At 71.4% G+C, this 16,743-nt stretch carries 16 protein-coding genes; 1 reads left to right on the plus strand and 15 read right to left on the minus strand.

Going from position 1 to position 16,743, the window contains the following annotated elements; genetic code table 11:
- On the plus strand, positions 1–298 hold a 298-nt coding region (locus tag G401_RS0128570; RefSeq protein ID WP_027345161.1), incomplete at its 5' end, for an IS30 family transposase.
- A 53-nt stretch (positions 299–351) separates the two neighbouring features.
- On the opposite strand, the gene G401_RS0128575 is transcribed toward G401_RS0128570, so the two are convergent.
- From G401_RS0128575 to G401_RS0128645, 15 genes are all read right to left on the minus strand, one after another.
- Positions 352–1,014 (minus strand): GntR family transcriptional regulator, encoded by a 663-nt coding sequence (locus G401_RS0128575; protein ID WP_027345162.1) that lies wholly within the window; start codon positions 1,012–1,014, stop codon positions 352–354.
- Complete coding sequence (locus G401_RS0128580) at positions 1,011–1,853, minus strand: DUF4438 family protein (RefSeq protein WP_157546495.1); 843 nt, start codon at positions 1,851–1,853, stop codon at positions 1,011–1,013. Before G401_RS0128580 ends, G401_RS0128575 begins: the two co-directional genes overlap by 4 nt.
- Positions 1,850–2,701, minus strand: coding sequence for a DUF4438 family protein (locus tag G401_RS0128585; RefSeq protein WP_027345164.1), 852 nt, complete (start codon positions 2,699–2,701; stop codon positions 1,850–1,852). Before G401_RS0128585 ends, G401_RS0128580 begins: the two co-directional genes overlap by 4 nt.
- The gene (locus tag G401_RS0128590) at positions 2,701–4,074 is read right to left on the minus strand and encodes a TldD/PmbA family protein (RefSeq protein ID WP_034593456.1); all 1,374 of its coding nucleotides are present in this window, start codon (positions 4,072–4,074) and stop codon (positions 2,701–2,703) included. The genes G401_RS0128585 and G401_RS0128590 overlap by 1 nt, the downstream gene beginning before the upstream one ends.
- Positions 4,074–5,549 (minus strand): TldD/PmbA family protein, encoded by a 1,476-nt coding sequence (locus tag G401_RS0128595; RefSeq protein WP_027345166.1) that lies wholly within the window; start codon positions 5,547–5,549, stop codon positions 4,074–4,076. The genes G401_RS0128590 and G401_RS0128595 overlap by 1 nt, the downstream gene beginning before the upstream one ends.
- Positions 5,546–6,667, minus strand: coding sequence for a Gfo/Idh/MocA family oxidoreductase (locus tag G401_RS0128600; protein ID WP_027345167.1), 1,122 nt, complete (start codon positions 6,665–6,667; stop codon positions 5,546–5,548). The genes G401_RS0128595 and G401_RS0128600 overlap by 4 nt, the downstream gene beginning before the upstream one ends.
- A gap of 30 nt (positions 6,668–6,697) precedes the next feature.
- A complete protein-coding gene (locus G401_RS0128605) occupies positions 6,698–7,624 on the minus strand; it encodes an ABC transporter permease (protein ID WP_027345168.1) in 927 nt (308 codons plus the stop codon).
- Positions 7,625–8,545 carry an ABC transporter permease gene (locus tag G401_RS0128610; protein WP_245601874.1) on the minus strand — a complete coding sequence of 307 codons (921 nt, stop codon included), beginning with the start codon at positions 8,543–8,545 and terminating at the stop codon, positions 7,625–7,627.
- Entirely contained in the window at positions 8,542–9,615 is a 1,074-nt protein-coding gene (locus tag G401_RS49130) for an ABC transporter ATP-binding protein (RefSeq protein WP_051367285.1), read from the minus strand. Before G401_RS49130 ends, G401_RS0128610 begins: the two co-directional genes overlap by 4 nt.
- Positions 9,612–10,598: an ABC transporter ATP-binding protein gene (locus G401_RS0128620; protein ID WP_027345170.1), complete on the minus strand. Its 987-nt coding sequence runs from the start codon at positions 10,596–10,598 to the stop codon at positions 9,612–9,614. Before G401_RS0128620 ends, G401_RS49130 begins: the two co-directional genes overlap by 4 nt.
- An 88-nt stretch (positions 10,599–10,686) precedes the next feature.
- On the minus strand, positions 10,687–12,330 hold the full coding sequence (locus G401_RS0128625) for an ABC transporter substrate-binding protein (protein ID WP_027345171.1): 1,644 nt from the start codon (positions 12,328–12,330) through the stop codon (positions 10,687–10,689).
- A gap of 50 nt (positions 12,331–12,380) precedes the next feature.
- On the minus strand, positions 12,381–13,544 hold the full coding sequence (locus G401_RS49135) for a pyridoxal phosphate-dependent aminotransferase (RefSeq protein ID WP_051367286.1): 1,164 nt from the start codon (positions 13,542–13,544) through the stop codon (positions 12,381–12,383).
- The gene (locus G401_RS0128635; protein WP_027345172.1) at positions 13,541–14,314 is read right to left on the minus strand and encodes an SDR family oxidoreductase; all 774 of its coding nucleotides are present in this window, start codon (positions 14,312–14,314) and stop codon (positions 13,541–13,543) included. Before G401_RS0128635 ends, G401_RS49135 begins: the two co-directional genes overlap by 4 nt.
- Complete coding sequence (locus G401_RS0128640; RefSeq protein ID WP_027345173.1) at positions 14,311–15,219, minus strand: dihydrodipicolinate synthase family protein; 909 nt, start codon at positions 15,217–15,219, stop codon at positions 14,311–14,313. The genes G401_RS0128635 and G401_RS0128640 overlap by 4 nt, the downstream gene beginning before the upstream one ends.
- The gene (locus G401_RS0128645) at positions 15,219–16,229 is read right to left on the minus strand and encodes a D-2-hydroxyacid dehydrogenase (RefSeq protein WP_027345174.1); all 1,011 of its coding nucleotides are present in this window, start codon (positions 16,227–16,229) and stop codon (positions 15,219–15,221) included. The genes G401_RS0128640 and G401_RS0128645 overlap by 1 nt, the downstream gene beginning before the upstream one ends.
- Between the last annotated feature and the right edge of the window lie 514 nt (positions 16,230–16,743).

Consider the following 16,743-nt stretch of genomic DNA (forward strand, 5'->3'; position numbering starts at 1 on the left):
CAAAACAGTGACCTGGGACCAAGGCGTCGAAATGGCCGAACACCACCACATCCAACTCGCCACCGACTGCCGGGTCTACATCTGCGACCCGCACTCACCCTGGCAACGCGGCACCAACGAAAACACCAACGGCCTACTACGCGACTACTTCCCCCGCGGCCGCTTCGACTTCCGCACCATCGACCAAGCCGGCCTCGACGTGATCGCCGACCAACTCAACCGGCGACCACGCCAAACCCTCGACTGGGACACCCCCACCGAACGCCTCAACCAACTCCTACTTGCACCCACCGGTTGAAACCACCCCGGAAGGCCCGGACATTCGCGCAAGATCGTCGGTAAGTGGCGGGGTCAGTTGGGCAGGACGCCGGCGGAGGCCATGTCGTCGACCGTGCCGAGGTAGTGCTCCTCCAGGGTGTTGACGATCTCGTCGACGCTGCCGCTGCCGAAGACGTCCACGACGAGCTGGTGACGGCGTACCGCTTCGCGCAGGTCGATGTGCTGGCGGTCGATGGAGGAGCGCATCAGGGCGCCCATCTGCGCGTCCAGCATCCGCCAGAGGGAACCGAGCCGGCGGCGGCCCGACGCGTCGATGATGCAGCTGTGGAACTCCGTGTCCAGGTCGATCATGGACGCCACGTCACCGTCGGCGGCGGCGCCGCGCATGCGGTCGAGGACGGCCTCCATCCGGGAGAGCATGATGCCGCGCTCGCCGACGCTGCGTACCGCGCCCGCCTCCAGGACGAAGCGGGCGTAGCAGGCGTCGCGGATCTCCTCGTACGCCATTCTCGTCACGACGCTGTGCCGCCGGGGGGAGATGTCGACCAGGCCGTCGACGGACAGCTGGCGCAGCGCCTCGCGGACGGTCGAGCGGCTGACGCCCAACTCGTCGGCGAGGTTCATCTCGATCAGCCGCTGCCCGGCCTCGAACTCGTTGTTGAGGATCCGGCGCCGCAGGAGGAGGTACACGTTCTCCGGCAGGGACCTGTGCAGGACGGTCGCTGGATCGGTCATGGCCGGAAGTGTAGGGCGTCGGGGGTGAGCATGGGCAGTACGTCCTCGGTGACCGTCACCGGCAACCGGTCGGCCGGTCCGCAGAGGATCGGCATGAGGCCGGGGCCGTGGCCGGGCTGGGGGCTGCCGCCGTGGACGATCAGGCCGATCGTCCGGAAGCCGCGGCGGTAGCCCATGTTGTGCCGGACGTCGAGGTCGTCGACCGCGACCAGGTCGCCCAGGCGCAGGCCGGCGAGCCCCGCGGCGGCCGCCGTCTCGGCGGTCACCTGCAGGTCCACATCCCACATCTGCGCGGGCCGGCCGATGCCGTTGCCGGCCAGTGCGGAGGGCACGGTCACGCGTACGGTGGAATGCACCGACGAGGGGCCGACGACCAGCGGGAGCAGGCCGAGGGCTTCGGGGTCGGCGTTGAGCAGGGCGACGCCCGGCAGTTCGGCGCCCTGGCCGGACGCGCGGACGGTGACCGCGTCGCCGGGCGCGAGGCGCGCGAGCACGTCGTCGGGGAAGACGACGATCACGCGGCCCGCCTCGCCGCGCTTGCCCAGCACGAAGCCCGCGGCGCCCGCGGCCGCGCCGGAACGCACGGTCGCGCGGTTGCCGAAGCAGGCGAACGTCGTCAGCGCGTGCCGGGCCGCCTGGTCCGCGTGGGCCAGGGTCACGCCGGGCGCCACATGGTCCGCGTCATGATCGAAGACCCCGTCCCCCACGTGTACGCCGAGCACGACCCCCGAGTCCGCCAGCGGCACGTAAGGGTGGCCGTCGACGTCGATGAGGTACGGAGAGGACGGCATGGCCGGCGTCTCGATCACGCCGGCGAGGTTCATCGCCACCGGTGTCACAGGAGTCCTCCCAGGTGGGCGTCGGGGTTGTCGACGATGCTGAACGCGTCCGCCGGTCCGGACAGGATCGTGCTCGGGCCCGGCCCGTGGCCGAACAGCCGGCAGTGGCCGGTGCTGATCACGCCGATGGTCAGGTAGCCGGGCCGGTAGCCGCGGCCGAACCGGTGATCGGCGTCCTCGATGACCACCAGATCGCCGATGCGCAGCGCCTCCAGGCCGAGCGAGAGGTCCTCGCCCTGGCCGGCGTACGCGCCCATGAGGTCGGTGTTCGCGAACTCGGAGACCATGCCCGAACCCGCTCCGACGGCGGCGGCCGGTACGCGTACCGCGACGCCGACCTCCAGCCGCCCGTCCGGCAGGGTACGCACGGGCAGCCGGTCGAGCAGGCCCGGGTCGAGGTTCTTGGCCACGATCGCGGGGTGGTCGAGCAGCTTGAGCCCCTGGCCCCGGGCCGCGACGGTGACCTGGTCGCCGACGGTGACCTCGGCGAGGTCCTCCTCGGCCATGTCCACCAGCACGTACGCGTGCTGCCCGATCACCTTCCCCGTCTTGCCGGCCGCCGGCCCGGTACGCACCGTGACGGTGTTGCCGACGCAGCTGAGGAACTGCAGCGCCATGTTCGCCCCGCCGTCGCGGGCCCGGACGGACAGCCCCGGTTCGAGGTGGTCGGCCGCGTATCCGGTGGCCGGATCGCCCGGGTGTACGCCGAGCGTCACGCCGCCCATGCCGGGCAGCAGGATCGGCGTACCGTCGGCGTCGACCTTGTAGCCGTGCCGGTCGGCGAGCGCGGGCCAGACCTCGCCGGTCAGGATCTGGGTGACGAGGCGGTCCCCGTTGGTCCGGATCATCAGTTCTCCTCGATCTTCGCGGAGCCGAAGCGGAAACCGTGGCCCCGCAACGCGGGGGCGGTCACCGAGCCGTTCCAGACGTTCATGACCGGCTGGGAACGGCGTGCGGCGCCGACTCCGTCGACAGTGGACAGGAAGTCGAGGATCGAATGGGTGAACCGCGCCCCGGCCACCGGCTGGGCGAGCTTGCCGTCCTCGATGAGGAAGCAGCCGTCCCGGCTGACGCCGGTGATCGTCGCGGTCAGCCGGTCGACCAGCCGCGTGTACCAGAACCGCTGCACGTAGATGCCACGCTCGACACCCGCGATCAGCTCGGCCTCGGTCGCGTCGCCGGCGTCCATGACGATGTTCGCGGCCACCGGGGTCGGGACCTCCTCGCGGGCGATGTGCGCGTGCCCGGTCGACGCCGTGCCGAGCGCCTTCGCGGTCGCCAGGTTCGTGACCGCCTCCCCCACGACCCCGTTCGTCAGCAGCGGTACACGTCGCTTCGGCGTACCTTCCATGTCGAAGCCGATCGGCAGGCCGACCGTGGCGAGGGCGTCGTCCGCCACCGTCACGAGCGGCGAGGCGACCCGGTCGCCGGCGCGCTGCGCGACGAGGCCGACCTTGGCCGCCGCGAGTTCGCCGGAGAACCCGGCGTCCTCCAGGAAGCCCAGGAGTTCACCGGCGGCCTGCGGGCCGAGCACGATGGTGTACCGGCCGTCGGGAACGGGGATCCGGTTCTGCCCGGCGACCGCCTCGGCGATCGTACGGTCCACACTGGACGCGAGGTCCAGCGCCGCCGCCGACCGGTGCAGGTCGATCCAGTGCGAGGTGCCGTCGCCGACCGTGGCGGTCAGCGAGCCGATCGCCTCGGTCGCCAGCGCGTGGTGGGCGACGCCGGTCGAGGTGACGACGGCGATCTGGGTCAGCGCGCGGCCGAACATGCCCGCCGCGTGACCGCCCGCCTTCTCGGCCTCGCGCATCGTCCGGCCCGCGGCCTGGGCCCGTTGGGCCGCATCGAAAGCGGCGGTGTCGTCGTGCCACAGGACGACATCCTGTGCGGCTGCGGGCGTCGCCACCGTCGCGTTCCCGTGATCGCCGTGGGCCATCGCCCGGGCCGCCGTGGTCGCCCGCCGGACGGCCTCGTCCAGTCCGTTGACCGTGCCGACCGCGGCCCGCGCCGCGTGACCGTCCACGATGGCGCGTACCGAGTACTGCGTCTCCAGGATGTCCTGCGGCTGGTGCACCCGGCCGCCCGCGAACCGCGTGTACTCCCCCGCCCGGCCGAGCAGGGTGATCTCCACCGCGTCGGCGCCGCCGGCCTTCGCCGCCGCGCCGAGCCGGTCCAGCAGGCCGTCCGGCGCGACCGGCGCCGCGAATTCCGTGCTCATCAGGCCACTCCGATCCGCAGGTCGCGTACCAACATGGGGCTGGCGCCGTGGCTGAGGAAACCCCACTGCTTGGGCTCGCCCTTCCCGCACGGGTAGCCGAACGCCCGGAACTCCGAGGGTCCGGCCACCGCCTCCACGGAACCCCAGAACTGCGGCGTCACCCCGCCGTAGGAGAAGTTCTTCAGCAACCGTCCCCGCCTGCCCTTCTTCACCTCGTACGCGACCTCGGTGCCGAACTGGAAGTTGAGCCGCTGGTTGTCGATCGACCAGCTGCGGTTGTCGTCGATGTAGTAGCCGTCGCCCATCCGGTCGAGCAGCTCGTCGAGGCTGCCGCCGTCACCCGGCTCCAGATACACGTGGGTGGAGAAGCACACCGGCAGGTACGCCCAGCCGTCCGACCGGGCCGCGCCGGTGAGCGCCAGTCCGGAGCGGGCCGCCGAGTCCCGGGTGGACAGTGTGTTGCGCACGATCCCCCGGTCGATGAGCGCCGCCCGGCGGGCCGGGGTGCCCTCGTCGTCGAAGGCGAAGCTGCCGCGCGTACCGGGGCGGGTGGGGTCCGACGCGATGGTGACCGCGTCCGAGCCGTAGCGCAGCGTCCCGACGTCGGACGCCTGGATGAACGATGTACCCGCGTAGTTGGCCTCGTCGCCGAGGATCCGGTCGAGTTCCAGGGCGTGCCCGGACGACTCGTGGATCTGCAGCGAGACCTGCTGGGCGCCGATGACGACGTCGGCGTACCCGCGCGGGGCGGCGGGGGCGGTCAGCAGCGCGACCGCCTCCTGCCCGACCCGGGCCGCGTTCTCCTGCATGGCCAGGCTCGCCAGGTACTCCCAGCCGGCCCCGGCGGTGTTGCCGTGGAACGAGTTGGGGTAGCTGCGCCGCTGCACGTCGCCGTGCCCGGCGGCGGTCACCACGAGCATCGCGCCCGTCTCCAGCAGGTGCTGGTGCTGGCGCGAGCCCTCGGTGTCGGCGAAGTGCCGGTGCTGGCGCTTGGCGTTGACTCCGGCCTGCGCGGCGGCCACCTCGGCGGGCGTACTCGCCGCGCCGAGCCAGGCCGCCAGCAGCTCGTGCCGGGCCGCGGTGTCCACCGCGAACGGGTCCTGCGCGACCTCGGTCTCGTAGCGGCCGCTCGCCGGCTCCCGGGGCGGGAGCTCGACGCGCTTGCCGCTGCCCGCCAGCGCCACCGCGGACGCGTGCGCCTGCCGGGCCGCGGCCGCCGCGTCCGTGTCGGCGGCCAGCGGCCGGGCCGCGAAGCCCCACTGGCCGTCGACGAGGACGCGTACGCCGATGCCGACGTTCTGCTCGATCCGCTCATCGGGGTCGGCGCCGAGCTGCGCGTAGGACCGCAGCTCCTCGCACTCGATCAGGCGGGCGTCGGCGTACTGGACGCGGCCGTCCACTGTGTCCAGAGCGGACTCCAGCACCCGCCGCGCGTACGCGTCGTCGGCGAGAGCGCCCCACTCGTGCGCCGTCACGCCTCCTCCAGCGGGAAGCTGACCCACGCCCGGTCGCGGAAGGACTTCTCGAAGGCGTTGATGGTCTCCTGGACCAGCGCGCCCTGCGCGAAGTCGCCCTGGTTGACGTCGCTGCCCGACAGGATCTCGGTGGCGAAGTCGGCGCAGAGGTTGGAGTAGAACAGGAAGTCCCAGTCCTCGCGGGAGTGCCCGCCCTCGGGGAAGAACTCCTGCGGGATCGACTGCTCCACGAACTCGATCGAGCCCTTGGTGGCGGTCTTGATGGTCTGGCAGATGCCGAACTCCTCGACCAGCCGGACGATGATCGCGCCCTCGGAGCCGTAGATCCGCGCCTCGATGCCGGGGAAGTTGCCGACGGTCACGTACGACGACTGGATCGAGGCCAGCACGCCGTTGTCGAACTCGCCGATCCACATGTCGCCGTCGTCGATGTTCAGCCGCTGCATCAGGCCGGTGTCGCGGACCATCCGCTCGGGGACGAAGTTGCGCATCGTGCCGACGACCGAGGTCAGGTTGCCGCCGGTGAACCAGTGCATGATGTCGATGATCGGCGCGCCGTAGCCCTCGATCGAGGAGGTCGTCAGCACGTTCGGGTCCGCGTTCGGGTCCACCTGCCGCATCGGCGTCGCCGGGTCGATCCACTGGCTGTTCTGCTCGTACCCGTTGAAGATGTACGGCGTACCCACGAAACCGGTGTCGATGAGGTGCTTGGCGTACTGGATCGCCGGCGCGTACCGGAAGGTGAAGCCCAGCTTGGTCTTCAGACCCTTGCTGCGGGCCAGTTCCGCGAGCGCCCGGGTCTGCCGGTTGTCGTGGTGCACGGGCTTCTCGCACAGGACGTGCTTGCCCGCGTCGAGCGCGGCGGCGGAGATCTCGTAGTGCGCCCGGTTGGCGGTCGCGACGTCGATGACGTCGACGTCCGGGTCGTCGAGCAGCTCGCGGTAGTCGGTGACCAGCTTGCCGACCCCGAACTTGGCGCCCGCGGCGGCCAGGATCTCCGGGTCGGTGTCGGCCAGGGCGACGACCTCCACGCGGGGGTCGCGCTGCCAGCCGGGGATGTGGGCGCGCTGGGCCCAGCGGCCCGCGCCGGCCACGGCCACGCGCAGCTTGTCACTCATGGGGGTATTCCTTTCGTAGCGGTCCGGGGCCTAGCGGCGTACCCGGGGGTCGACCAGCGCGTACGCGAGGTCGACGAGGAGGTTCATGACGACGATGAAGAAGGCGGCGAAGAGGACGGCGCCGGTGATCATGGGGACGTCGAGCGTGCCGATCGCGTCGAAGGTGAGCTTGCCGACGCCCGGCAGGCCGAACACCGACTCGATGACGACCACGCCGCCGAGGAAGTAGCCGAGGTCCATGCCGAGCATGGTCAGCAGCGGGCTGAGCACGTTGCGCAGGCAGTGCCGCAGCAGCACGACCCGCTCGGGCATCCCCTTCGCCCGGGCCATCTGCACGTAGGGGCTGCGCAGGGCTTCGAGCATGTTGGTACGCGTCAGCCGGGCGTACCAGGCGGCGCCGCCGAGGCCGAGGGTGAAACTGGGCAGGATCAGGTAGTTGATGAACGGCGCCTCGTACCCGGACAGCGGGAAGAGGTTGAACTTGAAGGCCAGCAGGTAGAGCAGCAGCAGCCCGACCCAGAACGGCGGCGCGGACAGGCCCACCAGCGAGGCGAGCGTCGTCGCCCGGTCGGCCAGCTTCCCCGGCCGGTACGCGGCGATGATGCCGACCGGGATGCCGAGGACGGCCTCCCACAGCACGCCGAGGACGGCGAGGGCCGCGCTGACCGGCAGGGCCCGCAGGATCGCGGTCGACACCGGGGTGTTCTGCAGCGCGAAGCTCGTCCCGAGGTCGAAGTGCAGCAGCCCGAGCAGGAACTTGCCGTACTGGTACGCCAGGCTCCGGTCGAGCCCCAGCTCGTGGTGGATGGACGCGACCGTGGCCGCGCTGGCGTTCGGGCCGGCGATCAGCCGCGCCGGATCACCCGGCACGACGTGGGTCAGCAGGAAGGCGAGGGTCACCACGCCGAACAGGACGATGATCGCCTGCGGTACGCGGCGAAGCAGGAACCGGCTCATCTAGCGGCGCTCCGGTGCGGTCGGGTCGAGGAGGTCGCGCAGCCAGTCGCCGGCGAGGTTGAACGCGAGCACGGTGAGGATCAGGCAGACCCCGGGCGCGAACAGCAGCCACGGCGCGATCTGGAAGTACTCCTTGCCCTGCTCGATCATCTGCCCCCACGACGGCGTGGGGACCGGTACGCCGACGCCGAGGAACGACAGCGACGCCTCGATGAGGATCGACGACGCGACGCCGAGGGTGGCGTACACGATGATGGTCGGGACGAGGTGCGGGAACAGGTGCCGGCGCATGACCCGCCAGTGCGACAGGCCCATCGTGCGGGCGGCGACCACGAACTCCCGCTCCCGCAGCGAGAGCACCTGGCTGCGGATGATGCGGGCGAGCGTCGTCCAGTAGATGAGCGCGATGACGATCACCACGTTGCGCTCGCTCGGCCCGGTCACCGAGATCAGCGCGATGCAGAACAGCAGGATCGGGAAGGACATGACGACGTCCGTCAGTCGCATGAGGACGGTCTCCACCCACCCGCCGAGATACCCGGCCGTCAGCCCGACGAGTACGCCGAGCACGGTCGCCAGGCCGTTGGCGAGGATGCCGATGACCAGCGAGACGCGGGCGCCGTAGAGCAGCCGGGCGAGCACGTCGCGGCCGTTCGGGTCGGTGCCGAGCGGGAAGCCGTGGCCGGGCCCGATCGGGGCGCCGTTGGCGGCGAGCCCTTCCGGGTAGGTCTGCAACGGCGGGTGGCTCGCCAGCAGCGGCGCGAGAATCGCCGCCAGGGCCAGCAGCACCAGCACGACGATGGAGATCAGGGCCGGCTTGTCGTGGCGCAGGCTGCGCAGGACGCGCCGCATCCCGGCCGGCTCGGTGGCGACGGTCTCGCCGCTCGGCGCCGGGGTCGTGACGATCGGCGGGGCGGTCATGCGGTCCTCCCCTGCTGGTGTGGAACGGTCGTGTCGGCGGTGACGGTCAGGGAACCCACCGCGTCGGCGTGGTGGCAGGCGGCCTGGTGCCCGCCCGGCTCGGCGATCAGCAGCGGCCGGTGTTCCCGGCACACCTCGGTGGCCAGCGGGCAGCGGGGCGCGAAGGCGCAGCCGGTCAGCACCGCCTCGGCGCTGGGCGCCTCCCCGCCGACGAGTCCGCGCCGGTGCCGCCGGCCGACCCCGGGCTGCGGGATGGCGGCGATCAGCGCCCGGGTGTACGGGTGCCGGGGCCGGGCGAACACCTCGTCGGCCGGCCCGAGTTCGACGATCCGGCCCTGGTACATGATCGCGACGTCGTCGGCGATGAACCGCAGCGTCGACATGTCGTGCGAGATGAACAGGTACGCGAGCCCGTCGGCCTCCTGCAGGTCCTTGAGCAGGTTGAGGATCTGGGCGCGGACGGAGACGTCCAGCGCGGACACCGCCTCGTCGCAGACGAGCACCTGCGGGGAGACCGCGAGCGCCCGGGCGATCGAGACGCGCTGGCGCTGGCCGCCCGACAGCTGGTGCGGGTAGCGCCCGGTGAACGCGGCCGGCAGCCCGACCCGGTCGAACAGGTCGCGGACGCGCAGCACGTGATCCGGTCGCGGTACGCCGGCCGCGGTCAGCGCCTCGGCCACGTTGTCGCCGACGGTCAGCCGCGGATTGAGCGAGTCGTACGGGTCCTGGAAGACCATCTGCATGTGCCGGCGGAACCGTTGCAGCGCGCCGCCTCGCAGCGTCGTGACCTCCCGGCCGGCGACGCGTACGGAACCGGCGGCGGGGTCGTGGACGCGCATCAGGGCGCGGGCGACGCTGCTCTTGCCGGAACCGGACTCCCCGGCGATGCCGAGGGTGCGCCCGGCCCCGATCTCGAAGCTCACCCCGTCGACCGCGGTGAACTCGTTACGCCGCAACGATCCCCGGCGGCGGTAGCGGACGGTGAGGTCCTTGACGTCGACGATGCTGCTGCTGCGACTGCCTGCGGAGTCGGTGCCGCTGCGACTGCCTGCGGAGTCGGTGCCGCTCATCGGGTCACCTCCTCGGCGAGGGTCAGCGGGAAATGGCACGCCGCCTGCGTACGCGGCCCGACCGGGACCGTCGGCGGCGCGACCGTCCGGCAGACCGGCTGGGCGTACGCGCACCGGTCGGCGAAGGCGCAGGAGTCCGCGGGCACGTCCCCGAAGGGCGGCGAGCCCGGGATCGCGGGCAGCCGCCGGGGCAGCTCCCCTTCCAGCCGCGGGATCGAGTCCAGCAGGGCGCGCGTGTAGGGGTGCGCGGGGTCGGCCACGATGTCGTCGGTCGGTCCGGCCTCGACGACGCGGCCGGCGTACATGACCAGGATCCGGTCGCAGAAACTGGAGATCACCCCGAGGTCGTGGCTGACCAGGACCGTCGCCGTCGCGTACCGCTCGGTGAGCTCGTCGAGAAGGTCGAGGACCTGGGCCTGGACGGTGACGTCGAGGGCGGTGGTGGGCTCGTCGGCGATGATGAGCTTGGGCGTGCACGCGGCCGCGATGGCGATGCACACGCGCTGGCGCATGCCGCCGCTGAACGCGTGCGGGTAGTCGTCGAGGCGCCGGTCGGCGTCGGCGATCCCGACCAGCTTCAGCAGCCGGGCCGCCTCGGCGCGGGCGTCCGACTTGGACAGTCCGCGGTGGCGGCGCAGGCCCTCGGTCAGCTGGGTGCCGACCCGCAGCAGCGGGTTGAGGCTCGACATCGGGTCCTGGAACACCATGGCGATGTCGGCCCCGCGCCAGGCGGCCAGCTTCGCCGCGTCGTACGCGAGCACGTCCTGCCCGGCGAACCGGACCGAGCCGCCGACGGTCGCGGTCGTCGGGAGCAGCCGCATCACCGCCTGAGCCGTGACGGACTTGCCGGAGCCGGACTCGCCGACGATGCCGACCCGCTCGCCCGCCTCGACGCGCAGCGACACCCCGCGCACCGCGGCGGTACGCGTACCCGCGCGGGTGAAGTCGACCGTGAGGTCGTCGACTTCGAGAATGGCTGTCATCGCTGGGGTTCCTTCGATGTCATGGAGGGGGCGGGCGGTGCGGAGCCCGGAAAGAATCTCCGCACCGCCCTGAGGAGGGAGGAAAGAACTAGCGCGACGCGCTACCGGTGGTCTTCCAGTAGTTCGTCATGTCCCAGCCCCAGATGGGCTGCGAGTGGTAGCCGCCGACGGTCTTGCCGAACACCTCGGTCTTGGAGCCGTAGTAGAGCGGCACCACCGGGTTGTCGGCGAGCATCTTGGCCGTCGCCTGGGCGTAGATCTTGTTGGCGTCCTCCACCGTGGAGGCGGCGAGCGCCTTGTTCACGAGGTCGTCGACGTCCTTGTTGCAGTAGAACGAGTAGTTCTGACCGCCCGGGACCGCCGCCGCGCAGGACAGCAGCGCCTGGTAGAAGTCACTGCCGTCGGGGTAGTCCGCCACCCAGAAGGTCAGCGTCATCGGCGCCTTGTTCGGCGTGGCCGCCAGGTCGAAGAACGCGCTCTGCTGGATCGGCTGCGCGTCGACCTTGATGCCGATCTTGGCCAGGTCCTGCTGGAGCTGCGGGAGCAGGGCCGTCCACGGCGAGGTGTTCCAGGAGTACATGGTGGTCTCGAAGCCGTTGGGGTAACCGGCGTCCGCGAGCAGCTGCTTGGCCTTCGCGATGTCCTGGTCGTGCACCAGCTTGTCGGACGTGTAGCCGGTGATGCCCGGCGGCAGGTACTCGTTGGCGACCTGGCCCTGCCCGGCGACCAGCTTCAGAAGGAAGCTGCGGTCGAAGGCGTACGAGACGGCCTCGCGGACCTTCGGGTTGTCGAACGGCTTCATCTGCGTGTTCATCGTGACGTAGTACGTCGACGGCTTGACGATCGTCTTCGTCTGCGCCTTGAGCGAGGCGTCGTTGCTGACCGTCAGGTAGTCGGCCGCCGGGATCGGGTCGCCCATCAGGTCGATCTGACCCTTCTGGAGCTCCAGCAGCTGCACGTGCGGGTCGACGCCGAGCTTCTCGACGACCTTGTTCACGTACGGGCGGGGCGAGTCCCAGTACTTCTCGTTGCGGTTGACCACGATCTCCGAGCCGGGGGTGAAGTGGTCGAGCACGAACGGGCCCGAGCCGACCGGCTTGGCCGCCGTGCCCTTCTCGATGATCGAGGCGTGCGGCATCGCGAGCACGTACTTGAACGAGCTGTTCGGCGCGGTCAGCACGATCTGCACCGTGCTGTCGTCGACCACCGAGATGCCGGCCAGGTCGCCGCCGGGGTTCTTCGCGTAGTCGGCCGCACCCTTGACGCCCGTCCAGAAGCTCGCCACCGGCGACTTCGTGGCCGGGTCGAGGATGCGGTCGAACGAGTAGACGACGTCCGCCGCCGTCACCGGCTTGCCGTCGGTGAACGTCATGCCCGCGCGCAGCTTGATGGTGTAGGTCAGCCCGTCCGCGCTGACCTGCGGCATGTCCGCGGCAGCCTGGGCGGCGATGTTCATCGTGTCGCCGGTGTAGTCGTACAGCCGGTCGTACATCATCCGCATGTTGTTCCAGCAGGTGGCGTCGTAGCACACCGCCGGGTCGAACGTCTTCGGGTCGCTCTTGTACGCCACGGTCATCGTGTCGCCGTAGCGCGGCTCGGTACCGCCGCCGCCGGCGGAGCTGCCGGTCGAGCTGTTGCCGGCACAGGCGGCGGTGACGCCGAGAGTGCCGGCGAGCAGCGCGCCCAGGACGGCCCGGCGGGCGGAAACCCGCCGGAGAGGGGATTGGGTCATCTCGTTCGCTCCATAAGGGACTCAAGGGGATGAGAGGTTGGGACGGACGTTCAGGGGGCCGGCCGGGCGAGGAACTGGGCCAGCCCGGTCAGGCCCCGGTCGATGTCACCGGGCGCGGCCGCCAGCGAGAGGCGCAGCCGGTCCCGGCCCGCGGCACCGAAGGCGATCCCCGGTGCCAGCGCGACCCCCGTGTCGCGTAACAGATCCAGCGCGGCCGTCGCCGTGTCCTCGACGGACGGCGCGGTCAGCCAGAGGTAGAAGGCCCCGGCCGGGCGTACGGCGGTGAGGTTCAGGGCGGCCGCCCGGTCGACGGCCAGGTCCCGCCGCCGCCGGTACGCGTCGCGCATCGCGGACACGCACTCCTGCGGTCCGGTCAGCGCGGCGATGCCGGCGTGCTGGGTCGGCGTACTGACACAGGAGGCGGTCGCCTCCTGGACCCGGGCCAGCGCCTGGGCCAGTCCGCCGGACGCCGGGCCGGACGCGACGGCGTACCCGAGCCGCCAGCCGGTCATCGCGTAGCTTTTGGACAGGGAGAACACCGTGATCGCCGGGGTGTCCGGCGCCGCCACGGCGAACGTGGTCGCCGGCGCGTCCAGCCACAGCTGGTCGTAGCACTCGTCGGAGATCACGGTCAGCCCGTGCCGGTTCGCCCACTCCCCGAGCTCCGCCTGCTGGGCGGCGGTCCACTGGTAGCCGACCGGGTTCGCCGGCGAGTTGATCAGGATGGCCCGCGTACGCGGCCCGACCAGGGAGTCGAGGTGTTCGTAGTCGGGCCGGAAGTTGTCCGCCTCGACGAGCCGGTACCCGAGGGCGGTGGCCCCGAGCATGATGGCGATCGTGGTGAAGTTGGTCCAACCGGGGTCGGGCACGAGGATCTCGTCGCCGGCGGACAGCAGCACCCGGTACGCGGCCGTCAGCCCGCCCACCCCGCCGGCCGTCACCACGACGTGCTCGGCCGGCGTGCTCAACCCGTTGTCGCGCAGCAGCTTCTCGACCACCGCCGTACGCATTCCAGGCAGCCCGACGCTCGGACCGTACCGGGTGTGCCCGTCGCGGGCCGCCCGGGCGAGCGCCTCGACGACGTGGGCCGGGGTGTCGAAGTCGGGCTCGCCGAGTTCGAGGTGCACCGCGCCCGGCGTCGCCCAGGCCGCGTTGGCCAGCGCCCGGATGCCCGAAGCCGGGGTCCCGGCGACCTCCCGGGAGACGGCGGTCATGTCAGGCTCCGCATCAGACCGCCGTCGCAGGACAGCATGCTCGCCGTCACGTACGAGGACTCCCGCGACGCGAGGAAGCCGACGACCGCCGCGAACTCCTCCGGCCGCCCGTACCGTCCACTGGGGATGGTCGCGATGCTGGCCGCGCGGACGCTCTCGGCATCGGTGCCCGAACGCTGCGCCGCGGCCGCGTCCAGCTGCGCGACCCGCTCGGTGTCGATCCGGCCCGGGACGACGCCGTTGACCGTCACCCCGTCCGCCGCGACCTGCCGCCCGAGGGTCTTGAGCCACGCGGCGAGAGCCGCCCGACCGGAGTTGGAATAGGCCAGGTTCGGCAGCGGCTCGCGTACACCCGAGGAGAGGACGGCGACGATGCGGCCGAAACCGCGCTGACGCATGCCGGGGAGCACGCGGGTCGCGAGATCGATGGGCGTGACGGTGAGCAGCTGGAGGGCCGCGCGCCAGGTGTCGGGGTCGGTCTGGTCCGCGGTCGCCGGCGGCGGGCCGCCCGCGTTGAGCACGCAGACGTCCACTGTGGTCAGTACCTCGGCGGCGCGCTCGGCGACCGCGGCCGCCGCACCCGGATCGCCCGCGTCGGCCGCGAAGGTGTGCACGGCGACGCCGTGGCGGTCGCGCAAGCTCGCGGCGATCGGCGCGAGGCGCTCCTCGCTGCGCGACCACAGCAGCAGGTCATGGCCGGTCGCGGCGAGCTTCTCGGCGATCGCGGCACCCAGGCCCGCGCTCGCGCCGCCCACGATCGCGGTACTCACGCCAGCTCCAGGGGCTCGATCGCGGGCGTCAGGCCGACCCGCGCCAGCACGTCGTCCAGCTCCGCGAGCGTCACCTCGTCCGGCAGCGGGTTCAGCGCCCGCGTACGCGCCGTCGCGAGCACCCCGCGCCGCCGCAGCACCTCCTTGCGGATCCCCAGACCCACCTTCACCTGGCCTTCGAACACCAGATAAGGCAGGAACCGGTCGTTGAGCGCCGCCGCCCGCGCGCGGTCCCCCGCCGCGAAGGCCAGTCGAATGGCCTTCAGAATCTCCGGGTACGCGAATCCCGTCATCGTCCCGGCCGCGCCCCGTCCCAGTTCGGCGTACGCGCTGACGCCGCCGAGGCCGCCGAACACCGTCAGGTCCGGGCGCCGGGCGAGCAGCCGCCCGATCTTCGGCGGGGTGGGCGGGTCCTCGAGCTTCACGACCGTGCTGTTCGCGGCGTCCAGCGCGGCCAGCAGCGCGGAGACCGGCATGGTGACCCCAGTCGCGGCCGGCTCGTCCTGCACGATGACGCCGACCGGGCAGTCCCCGACCGCCGCGGCGTAGAAGGCGCCGATCGTGTCGGTGTCCTTGAGCAGGCTCGGCGCGGCCACCATCACGGCGGCGGCACCCGCTTGCACGGCCCGCTCGGCGTTGGCGCGTACCACCGCGGCGGCCGGGGCCGAGCAGCCGACCGCGAACGGCAGCCGGTCCTTCGCGGCATCGGCCACAGTGGACAGCACCGTCTCCCGCTCGGCGGCGGTGAGATCGGCGACCTCGCCCATCACGCCGAGAATCGTGATGCCGTCCACGCCCCAGCTCACCGCCGCGTCGACGATCCGCCGCAGACTCGCGGTGTCGACCGCGTTGTCGTCCGTGAACGGCGTCGGGCTGATGTACCAGGTGCCCGTCAGATTCGTCATCAGTACCCCAGGTCCCGTCGGTAGGTGTTGCGCAGCTCGACCCCGTCGAGGAAGCGGCGCAGGTTGTCGCAGAACAGATCCGTGATGGCCGCGTTCTCGGCGTCCACAGTGGAAGCGGAGTGCGGCGACACGAGCACGTTGTCGAGGTCCCACAGCGGGGACGTCTCGGGCAACGGCTCGGTGGCGAACACGTCCAGCGCGGCACCCGTGATGTGCCCGGCGGTCAGCGCGGCGATCAGGGCCGGCTCGTCGACCAGCTGGCCGCGGCCGATGTTCACCAGCACCGCGCCCGGCTTCAGCAGCCCGATCCGGCGCTCGTCCAGCATGTTCTCGGTCTGCGCGGTCAGCGGCGTACAGAGAACCAGCACGTCGGTACGCGGCAGGATCCCGTCCAGATCGTCCGTGGTGTACGCGGCCGCGCTCCCCGGCCTGCCGACCTCGATGACGTTCGTGCCCAGTGCCCGGAAGGACTCGACGACCCGGCGCCCGATCCCGCCGAGCCCGACGACCGTGACCGTACGCCCGGCCAGCCGTGAGGTCGTGTACCGCTGCCACCGGTGGTTTTCCTGCTGTGCCCGCAGGTGCGGGACGCCCTTCACGAAGTGCAGCGCCCCCATGACCGCGAACTCGGCCAGCGGCACGGCGTGGATCCCGGCCGCGGTCGTGAACGTCATGTCCGTCCGGTCCAACCCCGTACGCTGCACGAACCCGCCGATCCCGGCACTGGTGGCCTGGATCCAGCGCAGCTTCGGGGCCCGCGTCGGCAGGTCGGCGGGCGCCTGCCAGTCGAAGTCGAAACTCACCTCGGCCGCGCTGAGCGCGCCGTCCCAGGTGCTCTGCTGTGCGGGGGTCAGCTCGCGGGGCGTACCGGTGTGGTCGCAGGCGTAGCGCGGGACCGGCAGCAGTTCGGGCTCGTAGATGACGTCGAGGCTCGGGTCGACGGCCGCGATCCGCTCGACGAGATCGGGTTCGAGGTAAGTGGCGATCAGGACGCCCAACCGGGGGGACATGATCAGGACCCTAGCGTCGCCTGCCGATTGTCGACAATCGGCAGGCGACATATTTCTTGCTCTGTGGGCAAGAAATTTTGGTTTCCGGGGTTCGCGAACCGCCCACCTGGGCGGCGGCGCGCCCAAACCCTATGATCCGGCGCGGACCAGGGAAATCACCCGAATCCCGGACCACCCCGACCCACTCGCGGTCTCACGGTCTCGCGGCCTCGCGGCCTCACGGTCTCGCGTGCCGTGGCGATCTTGACGGATGTGGCAGAACCAACGCTTCCGGCGGCCGGTAGCGTCGCTTTCGCTACATCCGTCAAGATCGCCACGAAGGCGGCCGGCGCCTTGCGCAGCATGTCTGGATCGCAACGGGCGGCCGACGGGTGGATCTTGCTTCGCTCCACTCACCTGGCAGTGGAGGCGCCCCAGCGCCGGAACGGTCTCCCGCGCGAGGAGCGGAGGTGAGATCGACGAACCCGGGACAAAAGCCATTCCTAGGCTCGAAACAACACCTCACCCGTACGCG

Origin of the sequence: Hamadaea tsunoensis DSM 44101 (assembly GCF_000428945.1) — a bacterium.
Taxonomy (GTDB): Bacteria; Actinomycetota; Actinomycetes; order Mycobacteriales; family Micromonosporaceae; genus Hamadaea; species Hamadaea tsunoensis.

What these genes read in the sequence shown, in the direction of transcription:
- G401_RS0128575 (WP_027345162.1), bottom strand. Translation starts at nt 1,014, where the DNA reads ATGACCGATCCAGCGACCGTCCTGCACAGGTCCCTGCCGGAGAACGTG.
- G401_RS0128585 (WP_027345164.1), bottom strand. Translation starts at nt 2,701, where the DNA reads ATGATCCGGACCAACGGGGACCGCCTCGTCACCCAGATCCTGACCGGC.
- G401_RS0128590 (WP_034593456.1), bottom strand. Translation starts at nt 4,074, where the DNA reads ATGAGCACGGAATTCGCGGCGCCGGTCGCGCCGGACGGCCTGCTGGAC.
- G401_RS0128600 (WP_027345167.1), bottom strand. Translation starts at nt 6,667, where the DNA reads ATGAGTGACAAGCTGCGCGTGGCCGTGGCCGGCGCGGGCCGCTGGGCC.
- G401_RS0128605 (WP_027345168.1), bottom strand. Translation starts at nt 7,624, where the DNA reads ATGAGCCGGTTCCTGCTTCGCCGCGTACCGCAGGCGATCATCGTCCTG.
- G401_RS0128610 (WP_245601874.1), bottom strand. Translation starts at nt 8,545, where the DNA reads ATGACCGCCCCGCCGATCGTCACGACCCCGGCGCCGAGCGGCGAGACC.
- G401_RS49130 (WP_051367285.1), bottom strand. Translation starts at nt 9,615, where the DNA reads ATGAGCGGCACCGACTCCGCAGGCAGTCGCAGCGGCACCGACTCCGCA.
- G401_RS0128620 (WP_027345170.1), bottom strand. Translation starts at nt 10,598, where the DNA reads ATGACAGCCATTCTCGAAGTCGACGACCTCACGGTCGACTTCACCCGC.
- G401_RS0128625 (WP_027345171.1), bottom strand. Translation starts at nt 12,330, where the DNA reads ATGACCCAATCCCCTCTCCGGCGGGTTTCCGCCCGCCGGGCCGTCCTG.
- G401_RS49135 (WP_051367286.1), bottom strand. Translation starts at nt 13,544, where the DNA reads ATGACCGCCGTCTCCCGGGAGGTCGCCGGGACCCCGGCTTCGGGCATC.
- G401_RS0128640 (WP_027345173.1), bottom strand. Translation starts at nt 15,219, where the DNA reads ATGACGAATCTGACGGGCACCTGGTACATCAGCCCGACGCCGTTCACG.
- G401_RS0128645 (WP_027345174.1), bottom strand. Translation starts at nt 16,229, where the DNA reads ATGTCCCCCCGGTTGGGCGTCCTGATCGCCACTTACCTCGAACCCGAT.